This is a genomic window from Enterococcus sp. R12 (assembly GCF_058135755.1).
On record NZ_CM176874.1, the window covers coordinates 1,534,459 to 1,554,133 of the forward strand.

At 42.2% G+C, this 19,675-nt stretch carries 18 protein-coding genes; 14 read left to right on the forward strand and 4 right to left on the reverse strand.

Annotated features, from left to right (window positions below; all coding sequences use genetic code 11):
- Nucleotides 1-57: 57 nt before the first annotated feature.
- Complete coding sequence (gene licT, locus ACTW1R_RS07045; RefSeq protein WP_005225819.1) at nt 58-900, forward strand: BglG family transcription antiterminator LicT; 843 nt, start codon at nt 58-60, stop codon at nt 898-900.
- A gap of 199 nt (nt 901-1,099) precedes the next feature.
- Nucleotides 1,100-3,019 carry a beta-glucoside-specific PTS transporter subunit IIABC gene (locus ACTW1R_RS07050; protein ID WP_074931551.1) on the forward strand — a complete coding sequence of 640 codons (1,920 nt, stop codon included), beginning with the start codon at nt 1,100-1,102 and terminating at the stop codon, nt 3,017-3,019.
- A gap of 79 nt (nt 3,020-3,098) precedes the next feature.
- On the opposite strand, the gene ACTW1R_RS07055 is transcribed toward ACTW1R_RS07050, so the two are convergent.
- On the reverse strand, nt 3,099-4,019 hold the full coding sequence (locus ACTW1R_RS07055; RefSeq protein WP_010748037.1) for a MurR/RpiR family transcriptional regulator: 921 nt from the start codon (nt 4,017-4,019) through the stop codon (nt 3,099-3,101).
- A gap of 260 nt (nt 4,020-4,279) precedes the next feature.
- Here ACTW1R_RS07055 and ACTW1R_RS07060 point away from each other — a divergent pair, with 260 nt between their 5' ends.
- Together ACTW1R_RS07060 and ACTW1R_RS07065 are read left to right on the forward strand one after the other, a co-directional pair.
- Nucleotides 4,280-5,671 carry a 6-phospho-beta-glucosidase gene (locus ACTW1R_RS07060; RefSeq protein ID WP_005225822.1) on the forward strand — a complete coding sequence of 464 codons (1,392 nt, stop codon included), beginning with the start codon at nt 4,280-4,282 and terminating at the stop codon, nt 5,669-5,671.
- A 20-nt stretch (nt 5,672-5,691) separates the two neighbouring features.
- Nucleotides 5,692-7,125, forward strand: a complete 1,434-nt coding sequence (locus ACTW1R_RS07065; RefSeq protein ID WP_008378424.1) for a 6-phospho-beta-glucosidase — start codon at nt 5,692-5,694, stop codon at nt 7,123-7,125.
- A 235-nt stretch (nt 7,126-7,360) separates the two neighbouring features.
- On the opposite strand, the gene ACTW1R_RS07070 is transcribed toward ACTW1R_RS07065, so the two are convergent.
- Complete coding sequence (locus ACTW1R_RS07070) at nt 7,361-7,831, reverse strand: glutathione peroxidase (RefSeq protein ID WP_271814409.1); 471 nt, start codon at nt 7,829-7,831, stop codon at nt 7,361-7,363.
- 152 nt (nt 7,832-7,983) lie between these two features.
- Complete coding sequence (locus ACTW1R_RS07075) at nt 7,984-9,369, reverse strand: MATE family efflux transporter (protein ID WP_271814407.1); 1,386 nt, start codon at nt 9,367-9,369, stop codon at nt 7,984-7,986.
- Between the two features lie 185 nt (nt 9,370-9,554).
- Between ACTW1R_RS07075 and trxB the strand changes: the two genes are divergently transcribed.
- From trxB to thrB, 6 genes are all read left to right on the forward strand, one after another.
- Nucleotides 9,555-10,487: a thioredoxin-disulfide reductase gene (gene trxB / locus ACTW1R_RS07080; RefSeq protein ID WP_271814405.1), complete on the forward strand. Its 933-nt coding sequence runs from the start codon at nt 9,555-9,557 to the stop codon at nt 10,485-10,487.
- A gap of 147 nt (nt 10,488-10,634) precedes the next feature.
- On the forward strand, nt 10,635-12,362 hold the full coding sequence (locus ACTW1R_RS07085; protein WP_074931545.1) for a phospho-sugar mutase: 1,728 nt from the start codon (nt 10,635-10,637) through the stop codon (nt 12,360-12,362).
- Nucleotides 12,363-12,609: 247 nt separating this feature from the next.
- Nucleotides 12,610-12,903 carry an ArsR/SmtB family transcription factor gene (locus tag ACTW1R_RS07090; RefSeq protein ID WP_005225828.1) on the forward strand — a complete coding sequence of 98 codons (294 nt, stop codon included), beginning with the start codon at nt 12,610-12,612 and terminating at the stop codon, nt 12,901-12,903.
- A 116-nt stretch (nt 12,904-13,019) separates the two neighbouring features.
- A complete protein-coding gene (locus ACTW1R_RS07095; RefSeq protein ID WP_271814403.1) occupies nt 13,020-14,270 on the forward strand; it encodes a homoserine dehydrogenase in 1,251 nt (416 codons plus the stop codon).
- Between the two features lie 2 nt (nt 14,271-14,272).
- Nucleotides 14,273-15,331: a threonine synthase gene (gene thrC / locus ACTW1R_RS07100; protein ID WP_005225830.1), complete on the forward strand. Its 1,059-nt coding sequence runs from the start codon at nt 14,273-14,275 to the stop codon at nt 15,329-15,331.
- Nucleotides 15,328-16,197: a homoserine kinase gene (gene thrB, locus ACTW1R_RS07105; RefSeq protein WP_005225831.1), complete on the forward strand. Its 870-nt coding sequence runs from the start codon at nt 15,328-15,330 to the stop codon at nt 16,195-16,197. Before thrC ends, thrB begins: the two co-directional genes overlap by 4 nt.
- A gap of 81 nt (nt 16,198-16,278) precedes the next feature.
- Here the strand turns inward: thrB and ACTW1R_RS07110 are convergent, their stop codons facing one another.
- Nucleotides 16,279-17,166 carry a pyruvate, water dikinase regulatory protein gene (locus ACTW1R_RS07110; protein WP_010748043.1) on the reverse strand — a complete coding sequence of 296 codons (888 nt, stop codon included), beginning with the start codon at nt 17,164-17,166 and terminating at the stop codon, nt 16,279-16,281.
- 95 nt (nt 17,167-17,261) lie between these two features.
- On the opposite strand from ACTW1R_RS07110, the gene ACTW1R_RS07115 reads away from it, so the two are divergent.
- The 4 genes from ACTW1R_RS07115 (at nt 17,262) to ACTW1R_RS07130 (ending at nt 19,659) form a co-directional block, all read left to right on the forward strand.
- Complete coding sequence (locus tag ACTW1R_RS07115; RefSeq protein ID WP_005225833.1) at nt 17,262-17,693, forward strand: Fur family transcriptional regulator; 432 nt, start codon at nt 17,262-17,264, stop codon at nt 17,691-17,693.
- Between the two features lie 160 nt (nt 17,694-17,853).
- Complete coding sequence (rpsU, locus tag ACTW1R_RS07120; RefSeq protein ID WP_002356740.1) at nt 17,854-18,030, forward strand: 30S ribosomal protein S21; 177 nt, start codon at nt 17,854-17,856, stop codon at nt 18,028-18,030.
- 33 nt (nt 18,031-18,063) lie between these two features.
- Nucleotides 18,064-18,513 carry a GatB/YqeY domain-containing protein gene (locus ACTW1R_RS07125; protein WP_005225841.1) on the forward strand — a complete coding sequence of 150 codons (450 nt, stop codon included), beginning with the start codon at nt 18,064-18,066 and terminating at the stop codon, nt 18,511-18,513.
- A 171-nt stretch (nt 18,514-18,684) separates the two neighbouring features.
- Nucleotides 18,685-19,659, forward strand: a complete 975-nt coding sequence (locus ACTW1R_RS07130; RefSeq protein WP_005225842.1) for a PhoH family protein — start codon at nt 18,685-18,687, stop codon at nt 19,657-19,659.
- The last annotated feature ends 16 nt before the right edge of the window (nt 19,660-19,675 follow it).

The window sequence follows — 19,675 nt, forward strand, 5'->3', positions numbered from 1 at the left end:
GCAATAAAGACAAGCAATGAACCATATCCGCAATGATAAAGTAAGTGGGGGTAGGACATGAAAATCAGTAAAGTGTTAAACAATAATGTTGTGATCACTACCGATCAAAGTCAAAACGAGATTATTGTTATGGGGCGGGGGATTGCATTTAAGAAAAAAGTGGGAGATGAAATTTCTTCAGAAACGGTCGATAAAGTGTATCGCTTAGAAAATCAGACGATCTTATCTCAATTTCAAGAGCTGCTTGCTGACTTACCACTGGAATATCTTGAATTATCCAATGAGATCATTGAGTATGCTCGGCGAGAATTGTCATCCCCAATCAATGATTCCATTTACATCTCGTTGACGGATCACATGCACTGTGCCATTGAACGATCGAAAAAAGGAATGACGGTCAAAAATGTCTTATTGTGGGATATCAAGCGTTTTTTCCCCGATGAGTACCAAATAGGCTGCAAAACAGTAGAGAAAATCAAAGAACATTACGGGATTCAGCTGCCAGATGACGAAGCTGGCTTTATTGCTCTGCATCTCGTCAATGCGCAAACTGAGAATGGTGACCAAGGCAATATTGCTGAACTAACCCAAACGATGCAAGACATCATAAACATTGTTAAATATTTTTTCAAAACAACCTTTGATGAAGAGTCCGTTTATTTTTATCGCTTCACTACGCATTTGAAATTTTTTGTTTCAAGAATGCAAAACCATACTACTCATGTGGATGAAACCGATGAAGATCTTTTGGCTATGGTCAAAGTGAAGTATCGAAATGCGTATCAATGCGTACAAAAAATCGCTGAGCTATTAGAAAATCAGTATCAGTATCAAATGTCCAGTGACGAAAGTTTGTATTTAACGATTCATATTGCCAGACTTGTGCAAAAGAATCGTTGATTGAAAAAAACAAGAAAGGAGAAGGATTTCTTGATTCATGAGAAGGTGTCGAAAAAGAAGAATTTCTTCGCAATGATTCTTATCAAACGTCAGCTTCAAGGCATCTGACCATGTAGCAAGAAATCAAAAAAAGAAAACATTTTGGATAGTGACATTCAGTTGGCTAAACCTTCAATACAAAAAATTGGAGGAATCAAAAATGGGAAAATATCGTGAATTAGCAGAAAAAATCGTAGCAAATGTTGGTGGGAAAGAGAACATCAATAGCTTGACGCATTGTATCACACGCCTGCGTTTTAAATTAAAGGATGAAGGCGTCGCAAATGATGAAGTCTTAAAGAACATGGATGGGGTCGTGACGGTCATGAAGAGTGGCGGTCAATACCAGGTGGTTATCGGAAACCATGTACCTGATGTCTATGCAGAAGTGATCGATGTAGCAGGAATCAGTGGTGATGCTGAAGAAACAGCTTCAGGTGGCAACTTGTTTGATCGTTTGATCGATATTTTGAGCGGCTGCTTCCAACCCTTCTTGGGGGCTTTGTGTGCGGCGGGGATGATCAAAGGACTAAACGCACTGTTGCTTTTTATTGGTACAACAGGCTTGATCGATTATACAACGACGACAGGTACCTATGTGATGTTCAATGCGATCGGCGATTCGATCTTCATGTTTATGCCAGTGATTTTAGGGTATACGTCAGCGAAAAAGTTTCGCTTAAATCCAATGGTGGGAATCGTGATCGGGTCAGCGCTTTGTTACCCAACGATTCAAGGATCTGCTTTGCAAGCCGCATTTCTTGCAGGCGCTGGCGAGGGAGCTGCTGCACCGTATAGCTTGTTAGGCTTGCCAGCATACGAAACGTTCTTAGGGATTCCGTGGGTTGGCGCAACGTATACTAGCAGTGTGGTGCCGGTCATCTTTATCATTGCCTTTGCTGCGCAAGTTCAAAAATTTGCGAAAAAAATCATTCCTTCTGTTGTCCAAACGTTCTTAGTGCCTTTCTTGGTTTTATTGATTGCATTGCCAATTGGGTTTTTGGTGATTGGACCTGTGATCAGTATGTTGACGGATCTTTTGAGCGCAGGATTTGAAGCGCTGATGGACTTTTCACCAGCTGCCTATGGCTTGTTGCTAGGTTTCTTCTGGCAAGTACTGGTTATTTTCGGTTTGCATTGGTCAGTTGTTCCGCTACACATTATGCAAGTGACACAACTAGGCTACAGTCAGATTTTGGTAGCATCATTTGGTGCCAGCTTTGCTCAAACAGCCGTAGTGATGGCGATGTACTTTAAACTGAAAGATAAAAAATTGAAAGCACTATGTCCACCAGCTATTATCTCAGGGCTTTTCGGTGTAACGGAGCCAGCGATTTATGGGATCACGTTACCGAAAAAAATGCCGTTCTTCTACTCAATGATCGGTGGTGCGGTCGCAGGTGCCTTCTTGATGATCAATGGAACAACGAGCTACACCTCTGGTGGGTTAGGGGTCTTTGGCATTTTCAACTACATCACTCCAGAAGGCGACGCTAGTGGCATGTGGTTCTCTGTCTTCGGAATCTTGATCGCTGCAGCGATTGGCTTTGGTTTGACCATGGCTTTCTGGAAAGATGATGCAGTGGAAGAAGAAATCGCAGAAGGACAACCAGCGATGACTGTTCGAAAAGAAGTGATCACTTCTCCAGTGGAAGGAACGATCGCGCCACTAAGCAGTGCCAAAGATGAAGCTTTTGCTCAAGGAGTGCTAGGAAAAGGCATCCTGATCCATCCATCAAAAGGCGAAGTCGTGGCTCCTTTTGATGGTACAGTGATGACATTGTTCCCAACCAAACATGCCATCGGGTTGATTTCTGAGAATGGTTTAGAACTTTTGATCCATATTGGTTTGGATACTGTTCAATTGAATGGTGAGTTCTTTGAAGCGCATGTGAAGCAAGGCGATAAAGTCACTCGTGGACAAAAATTGATCAGCTTTGATAAAGATGCATTGATCAAAGCAGGATTCAATATTGAGACCCCAGTGCTAGTGACCAACTCAGCGGATTATTTGGATATCATCGAGTCTGACAAACGAGAAGTTGGTTGTTCCGATGATTTGATCACGGCTTTAGTTTAGGAAACATTTTCCTGCAAAAACAGCTATATAAGGATAAAAGCGATCGGTCGTGAAGGCGCGATCGCTTTTTGACAGTCATTTAATTGGGAAACAGTGAGTCCTTATAATGAAGGTTTTTATCATAGGTTGGTTCAGCGATTATCGTCGATGAAGTGGGGCGCTTATCATATGCCATCCCAATATCGATCAAATGCTGCAGATTTTTCTCATAGTGCTCCGAAAAGACGACTGCATACAACAAATCTAGCAAGTAGCAAACCGAGGTATTGATCGTAAAATTTGCAATCTTTGAATACAGCCTTTCTCTTGTTGTGATATTTAAGACACAATCGCTTAATTTCGCTAACGCATTCTCGCCAATACTAGTCATCCCAATGATGGAGACTTGCCGTTCGGCAAGGATCTTACCGATTTCTTTAACCATTTTGTTTTCACCTGTGTAAGAAATCAAGATTGCGGTCGTATCGGAGGTACAGTTGGATGCCTCATAGGCACTTTCGCCGAAGGTATCGCAGACGTGGATACTTTTTCCTAAACGCCGCATCTTCAAAACAAAGTCTTGAGAAATCAAGGTGTTGGCATTGCTGGCGAAAATCCTGATATGGTTGGCATTGAGCAACGATTGTTTCGCTTTTTGTAATTCATCATGATGGATCAAGGAAAGCGTATCTTCGATCGTTGTTTGTTCAAGCTTTGCCAACTTTTTGGCGATGGTCATAATACCGTCATGGGAAGAGAAGGGAAAGTTCGCATCCACATCGGTAAAATGGCTGCTCATATAAGTTTGCTCTTCCACAAAGGCCGTTTTTAAGTCGAGCCAACCATTGAAGCCTAATTTTTTGGCGATCCGAATAAAAGTAGAAGGATGAACATAGGTTTTTTCAGATAATTCCTTGATGGTTTGATCCGCCATCGCGGTCGGATTGGCTAATAAATAATCAATCAACGATCGTTCGGCGGGGGCTAGTTTGATTTGGCGCATTTTTTCTTGTAACAACATGGTATATATGCTCCTTTTTACATTTTTTTATGATTATTTGTAAATGGTTTTTACAGAAATTCGTTTTTATTCAGTACCTAGCGAATCGTTTACATCCTAATTATTCCTTATTTGATGCTCTTTGTAAATCTTTTTTACAAAACATCTGCAAGAAGAAGCAAGATTTGCAAACGCTTTTTCTAAATATGCTATTTACATTGAATCAAATGTTTTTATGAATGATAATAAGAATGTAAATAAAATAGCAAAGGAGCAATACAATGACAAAAGGAATTAAAATTGCAACCATTGGTGGCGGCAGCAGCTATACCCCGGAGTTAATGGAAGGCTTTATCAAACGCTATGAAGAATTGCCGATTCGTGAGATTTGGCTAGTAGATATCGAAGCAGGAAAAGAAAAATTAGCAATCGTTGGTGCGATGGCACAACGGATGTGGGATGCGTCACCCTACGATGTAAAAATCCACATGACATTGGATCGAGAAGAAGCATTAAAAGATGCTGATTTCGTTACGACACAATTCCGAGTAGGATTGCTGAATGCCCGTATCAAAGATGAACGAATTCCTGCCTATTACGGCATGATTGGTCAAGAAACCAACGGCCCTGGTGGTATGTTCAAAGCGTTTCGTACGGTTCCAATCATTCTTGAAATCGTTGAAGACATGAAACGCTTGTGTCCCGATGCCTGGTTGATCAACTTTGCGAATCCAAGTGGCATGGTGACTGAAGCAATCGTGCGTTACGGAAAATGGGACAAAGTCATCGGGTTGTGTAACGTGCCTGTCATGGCAACGATGGTTGAACCAGCGTTGCTTGGCAAAGAACCTGACGAATTGATTTACAAATTTGCAGGATTGAACCACTTCCACTGGCACAAAGTTACCGACTCACACGGCAATGACGTTACGATGGACATTATTGATAAAATGTATGAAGAAGACAATGGCTTACCGAAGAATATCTTTGATGTACCATTTTACAAAGAACAGCTGGAACAAATGAAGATGATTCCTTGCGGGTATCACCGTTATTACTATCGTCAAGAAGAAATGTTGAATCATGCGATCGAAGAGTACAAGACTGTCGGTACACGCGCACAGCAAGTGAAACAAACCGAAGCCGAATTGTTTGAGTTGTACAAAGATCCTGAATTGGATCATAAACCTGAACAGCTGCAAAAACGTGGTGGTGCTTACTACTCAGATGCAGCGTGTGAAACGATTGCTTCCATTTATGCTAATAAAAATACCCAAATCGTCGTTTCAACCAAAAATGAAGGCGCCGTTCCAGATCTTCCTGCCGATTGCGTAGTCGAAGTAACAGCTTACGTTGGCGGACAAGGGGCTAGAAATGTAGCCTTTGGTGAGTTACCGACAGCTGAAAAAGGTTGGTTACAGGTAATGAAAGCAATGGAATTATTAACGATCGAAGCAGCTGTGACGGGGGATTACAATATCGCATTACAAGCCTTCACCATCAACCCATTGGTTCCATCAGGTGATACGGCAAAACGTGTCATGGACGAACTGTTTATTGCCCACAAAGATCACTTGCCTAAATTTAAGGAAACGATCGCACGTCTTGAAAAAGAAGGCGTAGAAGTACAAGATGAAGTAGCCCGCGAACTTGATCGCGAACTAGTTAAATAAAGAGAAAGTAGGAAAGAAACATGGCATTTAGAAAAGACTTTTTATGGGGCGGCGCAACAGCTGCCAATCAATGTGAAGGAGGCTACCAAGAAGGCGGACGCGGCTTGGCAAACGTTGACGTGGTACCGATCGGCAAAGATCGTTTTCCAGTCATTACTGGTCAAATGAAAATGTTCGATTTTGATGACGAACATTTCTACCCAGCAAAAGAAGCGATCGATATGTATCATCGCTACAAAGAAGACATCGCGCTATTTGGCGAAATGGGCTTTAAAACCTACCGTTTGTCGATCGCTTGGAGTCGGATTTTCCCTAAAGGGGATGAAACAGAACCAAATGAAGACGGCTTGAAGTTCTATGAAGATCTTTTCAAAGAATGCCACAAATATGGGATCGAACCATTAGTAACGATCACTCACTTTGATTGCCCAATGCATTTAGTTGAAAAATACGGGGCATGGCGTTCTCGTGAATTGGTCGGATTCTATGAAAACTTGTGTAACGTGATTTTCAACCGTTACAAAGGATTAGTAAAATACTGGTTGACCTTCAACGAAATCAACATGATTCTCCATGCGCCATTTATGGGAGCAGGTCTTTACTTTGAAGAAGGCGATAACGTTGAGCAAGTGAAATACCAAGCGGCTCACCATGAGCTATTGGCCTCTGCGATCGCAACGAAAATCGCTCATGAAGTCGATCCTGAGAACAAAGTAGGCTGTATGTTAGCTGCTGGCGCATACTATCCATATACAAGCAAACCAGAAGATGTCTGGGAATCACGCAAAGCAGATCGCGAAAACTATTTCTTTATTGATGTTCAATCACGTGGGGAATATCCACAATATGCGCTGAAAGAAATGGAACGTAATGGGATCGAAATCAAAATGGAAGAAGGCGACCTTGAGCTGTTGAAAGCTCACACCGTAGACTTTATTTCCTTCTCTTACTATTCTTCCCGCGTATCAACCACGGACGCTGAATTATTAGAACAAACGGCTGGCAATATTTTTGCCTCTGTGAAAAACCCATACTTGGAAGCAAGTGAGTGGGGGTGGCAGATTGATCCACTTGGTTTGCGCATCACAATGAATGACATTTATGATCGCTACCAAAAACCATTGTTTATCGTTGAAAACGGCTTAGGAGCTGTGGATACACCAGATGCAGATGGCTATGTGGAAGATGACTACCGGATCCAATACTTGGCAGAGCATATTCAAGCAATGAAAGATGCGGTTGAACAAGATGGTGTCGACTTATTGGGTTACACGACTTGGGGTTGTATCGATTTAGTTTCAGCTGGAACAGGTGAAATGAAAAAACGCTATGGTTTCATTTATGTGGACCGTGACAATGAAGGAAATGGCACCTTGAAACGAACAAAGAAAAAATCATTTGATTGGTACAAACAAGTGATTGCTTCAAACGGTGAAGATTTATCGAATAACTAATTGTAAGAAGCTGCAGTTGATCCCTTAGAGAAATCTAAGTAGATCGACTGCAGTTTTTTTAAAGTCTTTTTAAAATCTATTGAAACGAATGATTTGTATAAGTAGAAATGGCTGTTCAGAGATTATTGATAACTGACAAGGAAAATGCTGTAAAAGGCTTGCGTTGCAGCAATTACAAAAAAAGGCGACCTTAAGCATGACATGTTTTGTCCTTAAGGTCGCCTTTATCCATTTTTTAAAGAACTTTTTCAATTTCTGGAATCATTTTTTGAGGATTGGTTTGTGGAGCAAAACGCTCCACGACTTTACCTTGGCGGTCCACCAAGAATTTCGTGAAATTCCATTTAATGGCTTTGCCTAATGTACCCGGTGCTTCTGCTTCCAAATAGCGAAACAAGGGATCTGCGTCTTTGCCATTGATCACCGTTAACTTGTGTATCGGAAAATCAACACCATAGGTGGTTCGGCAAGCGGCTGCGGCTTCTTCGGCTGAGTCGACTTCTTGTTTGAACTGGTCAGAAGGAAACCCTAGAACGACCAACCCTTGGTCTTTATAGGTTTCATAAAGACTTTGTAATTCTTTGAACTGCGGGCTCAACCCGCACTTTGTAGCTGTATTGACGATCACCAGCGGTTGACCTTCGTAGTTTGCTAGCGAATACGTTTCGCCGTTTTCTAATGTTGCTTGGTAGTCATAGATTGACATAGCAAACGCTCCTTTTAATGTAAATCATAGTCGATAGTTTCTGAGATAAGTATAGAGCAAAGTCTTCAAAAAAACCAAGCAAACTTCTTGGCGCATTTTATTTCTTATAAAAAACAAAAAATCCAGCGGCCGTTGGGACCACTGGACTCTTATTATGATTCTGGTAGGACTTCTGGTTCTGCTTCTTGTGGATGAACGACAGATTTAGTTTTCCATACCCCAGAATGCCAGCGATAGATCATTAAGACGCTGCGCAATGCTTCGTCAATGGCATAAGCGATCCAAACGCCGATCAAGCCAAATTTAAAGACGATGGCCAGTGAGTAGGAAAACGGTAAGCTGATGACCCATAGAACAATTAGGCTGCAGATCAATGGGAACTTCACGTCACCACTTGCATTTAATGAACCAACTAGGATCATATTGACTGCACGCGCTGTTTCTAAGACGATCTCTACTAAAAAGACACCTTTAGCAATCTCGATTACTTCGGTATTGGAAGTAAAGATCCCCATGATCGGTTCAATAAATAGATAGGTCAATAAGCAGATCGTTACCGAGGCGATGATCCCGATCACCATCGTGCGCATGCCTCGCTGATGCGCACGATCGAATTCACCCGCACCGACATTGCGGCCAATCATGATTTGGTTTCCTTGACTTAATGCGGAGGCGATCAAATAAACAAATTGGGTGATAGCTGTTACGTAAGATTTTGCAATCAAGACACTTGCGCCAAGTTGAGCCACGATCATCGTCACCACGACTTGCGCTCCTTGATAGGAAAGAGACTCGCCAGAAGAAGGCAATCCGTAAGTCAAAATGTTTTTCATCACGCCCAAAGAGACATTCGAGAAACGGGCAGATAAAACAGAAAAATTCACATGTTTCTTCAGCAACATGGCGGCAATTAGTAAACCGATCGAATTACCAAAGACGCTAGAAAATGCCAATCCAGTCACACCGAAATTCGGTAAACCAAACGGGCTGTATAAGACAAAGTAATTGCCAATGACGGCTAGGATACTAGCAAACATCGGTACCAATAACGCAGGTTTTGTGAAACTGTGGCTACGCATGACAGCAATTATGACCGCCGTGATCGATGAAAGGAACAGACTTCCGCCATACACTTGTAAGTATCCATGACCTAAAGCAACTAATTCAGCATCTAAGCCCATGAATCGCAAAAGGTAGGTTGAGCCGAAAAGGAACATCAAGCTGATCAAAATCCCGATGAACAATGACCCAAAAAGAGCGGTATTGATGACTTTCGGTATCTGGTCGCGTTTTTTCGCACCAATCAATTGTGCGATAATGATCTGAGTACCCACGGTGATGAAACCGTAAATAAAGACCGTTAAATTCAATAGTTGATTGGCAGCACTGACGGCCGCTACTGCTGGCTCGGAATAATGAGAAATCATCCAAACGTTGACATTCCCAATAACGACCCGCAAAAATAGCTCAACAAAAATCGGCCAGCTGAGAAAAATCAGTTCACGGTCTGATTTTCCTAAAAGTTTTTTCTTATTCAATTGTAAGGACTCCTTATTTTCTATATAATAGACGTATCGTGAAAATTTTACAAAAATTGAAAAGAAAGTCAATGTAATTTTCAAAAGTAAAAGCAGGAATATCTTATTATTTTTTGTAAGCAGATGAGTTGAAAGAATTTGCTTTTGAAAGTAAAGTATGGGTAGTCCAAATTGGAGGGAAATATATGTATGATGTAATTATCATCGGCGCAGGCCCTGCGGGGATGACAGCAGCGCTTTATGCGTCAAGATCGAATTTATCAGTACTAATGATTGAACGAGGAGCACCTGGCGGACAAATGAACAATACGGCTGAGGTTGAAAACTATCCTGGCTTCGAATCAATATTAGGCCCTGAACTAGCATTTAAAATGTATGAAGGTGCCATTAAATTTGGTGTTGAAAATGCCTATGGGATCGTTCAAAGCATCACGGATCAAGGTGAGTTCAAAGAAGTTGCCACCGAAGACAAAACCTATCAAGGGAAAACAGTCATCATTGCCACAGGATGTGTACATAGAAAGTTAGGCGTCAAAGGCGAAGAAGAATTCGCAGGACGCGGAGTTTCATACTGTGCGGTTTGTGACGGTGCCTTTTTCCGTAACAAACGCTTGATCGTTGTTGGTGGAGGCGACTCAGCAGTCGAAGAAGCTATCTACTTAACGCAATTTGCTTCTGAAGTAACGATCGTTCACCGTCGTGACGAATTACGAGCACAAAAAATTATCCAAGACCGCGCATTTGCCAACGAGAAAATCTCTTTTATTTGGGATTCTGTTGTGGAAGAAATCAAAGGCAATGAGATGGTCGTAACTGGCGTGCAAATCAGAAACGTAAAAACGGATGAAGTGACAGAAGAAGCTGCTGGCGGTGTCTTTATCTATGTTGGTTTAGATCCGTTGACAGAACCATTCAAAGCTAGCGGTATCACGAATGATTCTGGCTGGATCTTGACAAATGATCAGATGGAAACTTCAATTCCTGGTGTTTACGCGATTGGCGATGTTCGTGAAAAAGGCTTGCGTCAAATCACAACGGCAGTCGGCGATGGCAGTATTGCTGGTCAACAAGTGTTTGATTTTATTGAAACACAAAAGGATGCTCAATTAACAAAATAATCTAATGGAATTAGCTGTTATTTTTAAAGTGTCAATCACTTTTGATAGCAGCTTTTTTTATTTTTCGTTTGGTTATTCTTTGAGAAATCTGTAAGTAGTGTTATACTAATTTTAGAGCATTTTAACGGAAAAAGGAGAGGTTATTTTATGGCATGGGAACAAACATTTAATCAATGGAAAAACAGTGAACACTTAGATCCACAATTAAAAGAACAATTGACTGCATTAGAAGCAGATCCTGCGATGTTAGAAGACGCTTTTTATATGCCTTTGGAATTTGGGACTGCTGGCATGCGAGGGATTTTAGGACCTGGTATCAATCGGATGAACATTTATACGATTCGTCAAGCAACGGAAGGCTTGGCCCGCTTTATGGATACACAAGATCCCGAAACAAGACGTCGTGGCGTAGCGATTGCCTATGATTCCCGTCATTTTTCACCTGAGTTCGCGATGGAAGCAGCAAAAACATTGGCAAAACATGATATTCCAGCCTTTGTCTTTGAAAGCTTACGTCCGACGCCAGAATTATCTTTTGCTGTGCGTTACTTAAAAACCTTTACTGGAATCATGATCACTGCTTCTCACAATCCAGCCGAATACAATGGCTACAAAGTATATGGGGAAGATGGTGGGCAAATGCCACCAGCAGATGCGGATGCATTGACAAAATTTGTTCGGGAAATTGAAAATCCGTTGGAGATCCCTGTATTAAGTGAAGAAGAAGCCAAAAACAGCGGTTTGATCTCTATTATTGGCGAAGAAATCGATACTGCCTATCTGAAAGAAATCAAAGAAGTCACGATCGATCAAGAGTTGATCGATACGGTGGGCAAAGATTTGAAACTTGTCTATACACCACTTCACGGAACAGGGCGGATGCTTGGAGAGAAAGCGTTGAAACAAGCTGGTTTCCAACAATTCATTATTGAACCCTCTCAAGCGGTTGCTGATCCAAACTTCAGTACAGTAAAATCACCGAATCCAGAAGAGCACTCTGCCTTTGAATATGCGATTGCTTTAGGAGAAAAAGAAGGTGCTGACCTATTGATCGCAACAGATCCAGATGCCGATCGCTTAGGGGCTGCAGTAAGAATGCCAGATGGCAACTACCAAGTCTTGACAGGTAACCAGTTAGGTGCATTGATGATCCGTTACATTTTAGAAGCCCATAAAACAGCTGGAACATTGCCAGAAAATGCAGCAGTCTTAAAATCGATCGTTTCTAGTGAATTGCCAACAGCGATCGCTAAAGCCTACGATGTTGATATGATCAATGTTTTAACTGGCTTTAAATTTATTGCCGAAAAAATCCAACAATTTGAAAAAGACCATTCTCAAACTTTCATGTTTGGCTTTGAAGAAAGCTATGGCTACTTAGTTAAACCATTTGTACGGGACAAGGACGCGATCCAAGCGCTCGTTTTATTAGCAGAAGTGGCTGCTTTTTACAAACAATCAGACAAAACATTGTATGATGGTCTGCAAGATATTTTTGAAGAGTACGGCTACTATGCAGAAAAAACGATTTCTGTAACGATGAGCGGTATGGAAGGGGCAACTAAGATTGCTGCCTTGATGAAGACTTTCCGTGAAAAAGCACCTTCTGTCTTCGCAGGAACCCCTGTCGTGCAAACAGAAGACTTTAAATTGTTGACTCGTGTGGGCTTAGATGGTCACCAACAAAAAATGACCACACCGCCTTCTGATGTTTTGAAATACACCTTGGAAGATGAAAGCTGGATTGCTGTTCGTCCTTCTGGGACCGAACCTAAAATCAAGTTTTATATTGGTGTAAAAGGCGAAACGGCAGAAGCAGCAGAACAAAAAATTGCTGATCTGCAAGCAGCGATCGAAGAAATCACAGGTGAATAAAGTCATCTGATGTCTTCATAATCAAAAAAATTACAATTGGCTGAATGATCCGAGTGGTAGAAAAAGAAGCGTTCGCTTCCCTCAGCAAACAGCGGTTGAGGGACCGAAGCTTCTAAAGGGAATTTTCTGACGCTTGGATCTATTCTTGTCTTTTAGCTCGTTTCTTCTCCTTGATCGTCGAGCATTGATTGACAAGCTGTCTATCAAGGGCTAAAATGCAAAAGGAAATAAGAGAGGATGTGGCGCGATGACTACGCCGAAACTAGAAGAAATTCAGCAAGTAACACAGATTTTTAAAATGCTTAGTGATCCCACTAGACTAAAAATTTTGTTGTCTCTTCAAGAAGGAGAGCGCAATGTCACTTCGATTGCAGAACAAGTACATATGGAACAATCAGCAGTTTCTCATCAGCTGAAACTTTTGAAAGATAATCGGATCGTAAAGTCGGAAAGACAAGGAAAAACCATCCTTTATAGTCTTGATGACAAACATGTTGTGGATATTTTGCAAAAAACATTCGAACATATCCATCACCGTTAAAACTAGGGCGAGAATTTCTCAAAAGTCCTAGTTTTTTCTTATTGTTTTTGGTATGCTAGTGGAAATATTAAAATTAGATGAACGGTTTTTAATAACGTTTTCAGTTAGGGGGCATTATGGGTAAGCAATTGAACATTGGATTATTAGGAATGGGTGTTGTCGGCAGCGGGGTATGCCAAGTGTTGGCAGAGCAAAAAGAAGCCATTCTGGCACGCACAGGAGTCAGTGTGCAAATCACGAAAGCATTAGCTTCGCCTTACGAGGATAAGTCTGCGTTAGCGGCTAAGTACGGGTTTGCGTTGACGAATGAGGCAAATGAGTTGTTTGAAGATGAGACCATCGACGTAATTGTGGAATTGATCGGGAAGATCGATCCGGCAAAAGCGTTTATTTCAGCTGCTTTAGAAAATAAGAAGCACGTTGTGACGGCAAACAAAGACTTGATTGCCACCCATGGACCTGAACTGCTGGCAATCGCTGAAAAAGCCGGGGTGTCTCTTTATTATGAAGCCAGCGTGGGTGGTGGCATTCCGATCTTGCGTACATTGAGCACCCACTATCTGCCTGATACCATCACAGGAATTTTTGGCATCGTCAATGGGACGACCAATTATATGCTGACGAAAATGACGGAAGATGGCATGACCTATGAAGATGCTTTGTCACAAGCCCAAGCAAAAGGTTTTGCCGAATCAGATCCTACTAATGATGTTGACGGTATCGATGCGGCCTATAAAATGGTGATCCTGACCAAATTTGCTTTTGGGAAAACGATCCATGTTGCTGATGTGGCAACAAAAGGCATCCGCGGCTTAGCTGTGGCAGATATTAAGCAGGCACAAGCCTTTGGTTATGAAGTGAAGTTGATCGGTGCAGCACAAAAGACAGTTGACGGTTCCCTTACTGTGTCAGTTGGACCTGTATTAGTGCCGAAAAACCATGCGTTAGCGACGATCCAAAACGAGTTTAATGGCATTTTTATCGAGAGTGAAGGCATCGATCAATCAATGGTTTATGGACCAGGAGCAGGATCGCGACCGACGTCCACCAGCGTGGTAGCGGATTTGACCGTTTTAGCAAAAAATAAAAGCTTTGGGATCGTTGAACCTTTTCTAACTTTTGAAAAAGAAACAGCATTAGCATCTGTAGAAGAAGTTCCTAGCCGGCATTATGTGTCTTTTTCAAGTCAAGAGATCAAAGGGAACGCTCTTCCAGAATGGTTTGCGTTTGAGCAAACGGTGTTCAACGAAGCAGACCAACGAATAGCTGGAATCACCAATCCAATGAGCGAAAAAGAGCTAACAGAAAAACTCGCAACTTATACCGATGCACAAGACATACAAATAATGAAAGTGATGGAGGAATAAACATGTATCAAGGATTATTGCATCAATACAAGGAATATCTGCCAGTCAACGAAAATACACCAGCATTGTCGCTGGCTGAAGGCAACACACCGCTGATTCCCTTACCAAGCCTTTCCAAGGAATTAGGGATTCAATTGTATGGAAAATACGAAGGGCTGAATCCGACAGGCTCTTTTAAAGACCGAGGGATGGTCATGGCGGTGGCAAAAGCGGTGGAAGAAGGTGCCAAAGCAATCGTCTGTGCATCGACAGGAAATACCAGTGCGGCAGCAGCAGCTTATGCGACCAGAGCGGGGATCAAAGCTTACGTTGTTATTCCAGATGGCAAGATCGCTATGGGGAAATTGGCGCAAGCGATCGTTTATGGAGCCGACATCATTTCGATCCCAGGAAACTTTGATGAAGCGTTAAAAGCAGTACGAGATATTGCAGAAACCGAAGCCGTGGCACTAGTAAACTCAGTCAATCCTTATCGTTTAGAAGGACAAAAAACAGCTGCCTTTGAAGTATGCGAACAATTAGGACAAGCGCCAGATGTTCTTGCGATTCCTGTCGGTAATGCAGGAAATATCTCGGCATATTGGAAAGGGTTCAAAGAATGGCATGAGAAAAAAGGCACCGCGTTGCCAAGAATGCATGGGTTTGAAGCTGAAGGTGCTGCTGCGATCGTCCGTGGTGAAGTCATCGAACAACCAGAAACGATTGCTACAGCGATTCGGATCGGCAATCCAGCCAGCTGGCAGTTGGCAGAAGCCGCTCGTGATGAATCAAATGGACACATCGATGCAGTAACCGATGAGGAAATTTTGAATGCTTACCGTAAAATTGCTGCGCAAGATGGTGTGTTTATTGAACCAGGCTCAGCTGCCTCGCTGGCTGGTGTCATCCAGCACGTGAAAGCAGGGAAAATCAAACCAGGTGAGACTGTCGTTGCCGTCTTTACTGGAAATGGTCTTAAGGATCCTGATACAGCTATCAAAGCGACAGAAGTAACCATCAATAAGATGAGTGATTTAGAAGAAATGCGTCAGCATCTTCGTGAAGGAGTTGCCAATCTATGAAGATCCGCGTTCCTGCAACCAGTGCGAACTTAGGTCCTGGTTTTGATTCCTGCGGGATTGCCCTGTCAAAGTATTTGTTCATTGAAGTTTTAAAAGAAAACGATACGTGGGAAATCATCCATGAGCTAGGTTCAGAGATCCCAACGGATGAAACCAACTTGCTTTTGCGTGTGGCATTGAAATTAGCACCAAACATGAAGCCTTTGAAAATCCGAATGAGTTCGGACATTCCTTTGGCACGAGGCTTAGGCAGCAGTTCCTCGGTGATCGTCGCCGGGATTGAACTAGCCAACCGCATGGCCCACATGAATCTGAGTGCAGCACAAAAGCTTGAGATCGCAACTGCCATCGAAGGGCATCCTGACAACGTTGGACCAGCGATTTATGGAGATTTTGCGGTTGCTGCTTACGACCATCAGCACAAGCATACGTATTTAGTCAAGCATCATTTTCCAGAGTGCGAGATCATTGCCTATATTCCTCATGAAGAACTGTTGACTGAAGCAAGTCGTCAAGTCTTGCCGCAGACCCTTTCGCACGAGCAAGCTGTCGAAGCCAGTGCGATCGCCAACGTGATGATCGCAGCGGTCATCAATGGCAATCTGCCTCTTGCAGGAAAATTGATGCAACAGGATCGTTTTCATGAAGCCTATAGGGAAAAGCTTGTGCCACACTTGTCGACCATTCGCCAAATCTGCGAAGAAGAAGGCGGCTATGGCTGTTTCTTAAGCGGCGCAGGTCCTACGGTCTTAGCGATCGTCCCAGAGGAACGGGCAGAACGAATTTCAAAACTTTTGCACGCCTTGGAGAGCAATGCGTATATCGAACAATTACAAATCGATCGTGAAGGGCTGCAAGTGTTCTAAAAGAGAATAATAAATGAGCCACAGACCAAAAACGGTGAGCAGAAGATTTTCTGCTCACCATTTTTCATTGCTTCATCGAGGTTAGTCTTTCGTTTCTGACGTGTAATAGCTATGATCTTCTAAGTTTAATGCATTTAAAATCATAGAGGCGGTTTCTTCGATGGAAAGAGAAGCGACATTGATCACGACACAGCCTAATTTTTCATACAGATCGTTGGCAAACGTCAGCTCTGCTTTGATTTTTTCAATATCGGAATATGCAGAGTCAGGGTTCAGGCCATAAGAACGCATCCGTTCTTTGCGAATACTGTTTAACACATTCGGATCGTTTGTTAGCCCGACGATTTTTTTCGGATCGATTTCCCAGAGCTGCTTTGGGATGTGGGCTTGCGGTACTAAAGGCAGGTTAGCAACTTTTAAATTTTTGTTTGCTAGAAATAGACTCAAAGGCGTTTTTGACGTCCGAGAAACCCCTAGTAACACGACATCTGCTTCCAAGAAGCCACGAGGGTCTTTCCCATCATCGTACATAACCGCAAATTCCATGGCTTTGATGCGTTTGAAATAATTTTCGTTCAAGTGGTGCAAAGCCCCTGGCTCTCGTGAAGGTGCTACGCCAGTTCGGCGTTCTACTTCACTTACAGGAGGGGTCAATACGTCGAAATGGTAAAGGTCAGCTTCTTCACAAAAATGATTCGTCAAATCCACAAGTTCTTCTTTGATCAAGGTATGAAGAATAATGGCGTTGTGTTTTTTTGCATCAGACAAAGCCTTGATCAAATGCTCTTTTGTGTGGATAAACGTGCGTCTAAAAAGGTTAAATTCGACGCTGGGGTATTGGGCCATTGTCGCTTGTGCAAGCTTCGATGCCGTTTCGCCGGCAGAGTCCGACAACACGAACATCGTCACTGCGGCACTGGTTTGCAATTTTTCTTGCAAGTCTGGTTGTTCAGGTTCAGTTGGCTTCATAAGAAAAATCCTCTCTTGCTTTTTTATTGATTTCATTATACCATACTTAAGATCGATAGAATCGGAATGATTTTGATTTATCAGGAGGGCCTACGATGAAAAATCAAACACTTATTGAGCATGCCATGACTACATTGAAAGAAAATGGCTTTAAATATACCAAAAAAAGAGAAGCGATCATCACCTATTTAGTGAAACGCAATCGCTATTTGCCAGCCAAGGAAATTCATGAATACATGTCAGAAAAGTATCCTGGCTTGAGCTATGATACGATCTACCGTAATTTGCATGATTTTTCTGAGATCGGTATTTTAGAAGAAACAGAGCTGAACGGGGAGATGAAGTTTCGCTATAACTGCTGTGCAGAATTAGAGGACCATCATCACCATCACTTCATTTGCACGGTTTGTGGCAAAACAAAAGAACTGCATATTTGCCCGATGGACTTCTTCCAAGAACAGCTTCCTGGCTGCTTGATCGAGGGACATCGCTTCGAGATTTTGGGCCGTTGTGAAGAATGTCAATGAAAACCCAAACAAACTTGATGGGATCGAAGACTTTTTTAACAGAATGCCTTGACACTTTTTCAGGGGTTAGCTATAATTTTTAAAGGACAGTCGTGTTTTTTGGGATTTTATTTCAATAACAACTACGGTTACTTTTTAAGCTCGGAGGGAGGGAATTTACATGTCAAAAACAGTCGTTCGCAAAAACGAATCACTTGACGATGCTCTTCGTCGCTTCAAACGTTCCGTGTCAAAAGCGGGTACTTTACAGGAATCTCGTAAACGTGAGTTTTACGAAAAACCTAGCGTAAAGCGTAAGAAAAAATCTGAAGCAGCTAGAAAACGCAAAAAATTCTAATTTTCTACTGTTTTGAGAATTGGAGCTGGTAGTGTGACACTACTAAGTACACTGAATGATGACATGAAGACAGCGATGAAAGCCAAAGACAAGGAAACCTTGCAGGTGATCCGCATGTTGAAAGCATCAATTCAAAATGAGCAGATCAAAAAAGGTTCTGACTTGAATGAAGAAGAAGAGTTGACCGTTTTGTCTCGTGAGATGAAACAGCGTCGTGATTCTTTAAATGAGTTTGAGAAAGCTGACCGAAATGATCTAGCAGAGAAAGTCAAAGTTGAAATTGCAGTTGTTGAAAAATATTTGCCAGCACAACTCGATGAAGCGGAAATCCGCCAAATCGTCGCTGGAGCGATTGAAAAGACTGGTGCTTCTTCTTCCAAAGAATTTGGAAAAGTGATGGGTGCTGTAATGCCACAAGTTAAAGGCAAAGCAGACGGTAATCAAGTCAATGCGATCGTTAAAGAATTATTGGATCAAATGTAAGCTCACGCCGCAAGTATGGATGACATGCTTGCGGCTTTTTTTTCTGATTTCGAAAACTTAAAAAAAGCATAAGGACAAGGGGAAACGACTGTTGTGCTTGATAAGTAATTTTTCTTTTTTCCATCTTATGTTATTATTAATAAGAACGCCAAAAAAGGAGCTGTAACATATTTGACAGACAAAACAATAACGATCGAGATAACACTTAGTGAAAACGATGACGTTCGTTTATTATTAGGTGCCCACGATAAGAACATCAAAATTATTGAAGACTCCACAGGAACGGTCATTCACACTCGTGGTGAGCTGATCCAAATCGTAGGAGAAACTGAAGCCGCTGAAAAGGCACAATCCGTGATTCGGGCTTTGCAAGAGTTGATCAAGCGAGGCATCAATATAAGTACCCCTGATGTGATCACTGCGTTGAATATGGTGAATAAGGGCAGTCTTGATTATTTCAAAGATATGTATGAAGAAGAGATCATCAAAGACCGTAACGGCAAACCGATCCGAGCGAAAAATGCTGGGCAAAAAAAATATATCGAAGCCGTCCGTAAACATGATGTAGTGTTTGGTGTCGGCCCCGCTGGAACCGGAAAGACCTTCTTAGCAGTCGTAATGGCAATTGCAGCTCTAAAGAAAGGCCAAGTGCAAAAAATCATTTTGACACGTCCCGCCGTTGAAGCAGGAGAAAATCTTGGTTTCCTACCAGGAGACTTGAAAGAAAAAGTTGATCCTTACTTACGCCCCGTTTATGATGCGTTGTATCAAATTTTTGGGATGGATCATACGAACCGTCTCATGGAACGAGGCGTCATTGAGATCGCACCATTGGCATATATGCGTGGACGTACGCTAGAAGATGCCTTTGTCATTTTAGATGAAGCGCAAAATACGACGATCGCTCAAATGAAAATGTTTTTGACCCGTTTAGGATTCAACTCTAAAATGATCGTCAATGGCGATACCAGCCAGATCGATTTGCCAAAAGGGACTTTAAGCGGCTTGATCCACGCCGAACGAACGTTACAAGAGATCCCTAAAATTGCTTTTGCTAATTTTGAAGCAGGAGATGTCGTGCGGCATCCAGTTGTTGCCGAGATCATTCGCGCATATGAAGAAGCAGATCTTAAAGACAAGCGCTGATCGTCTTTTAGGAGGA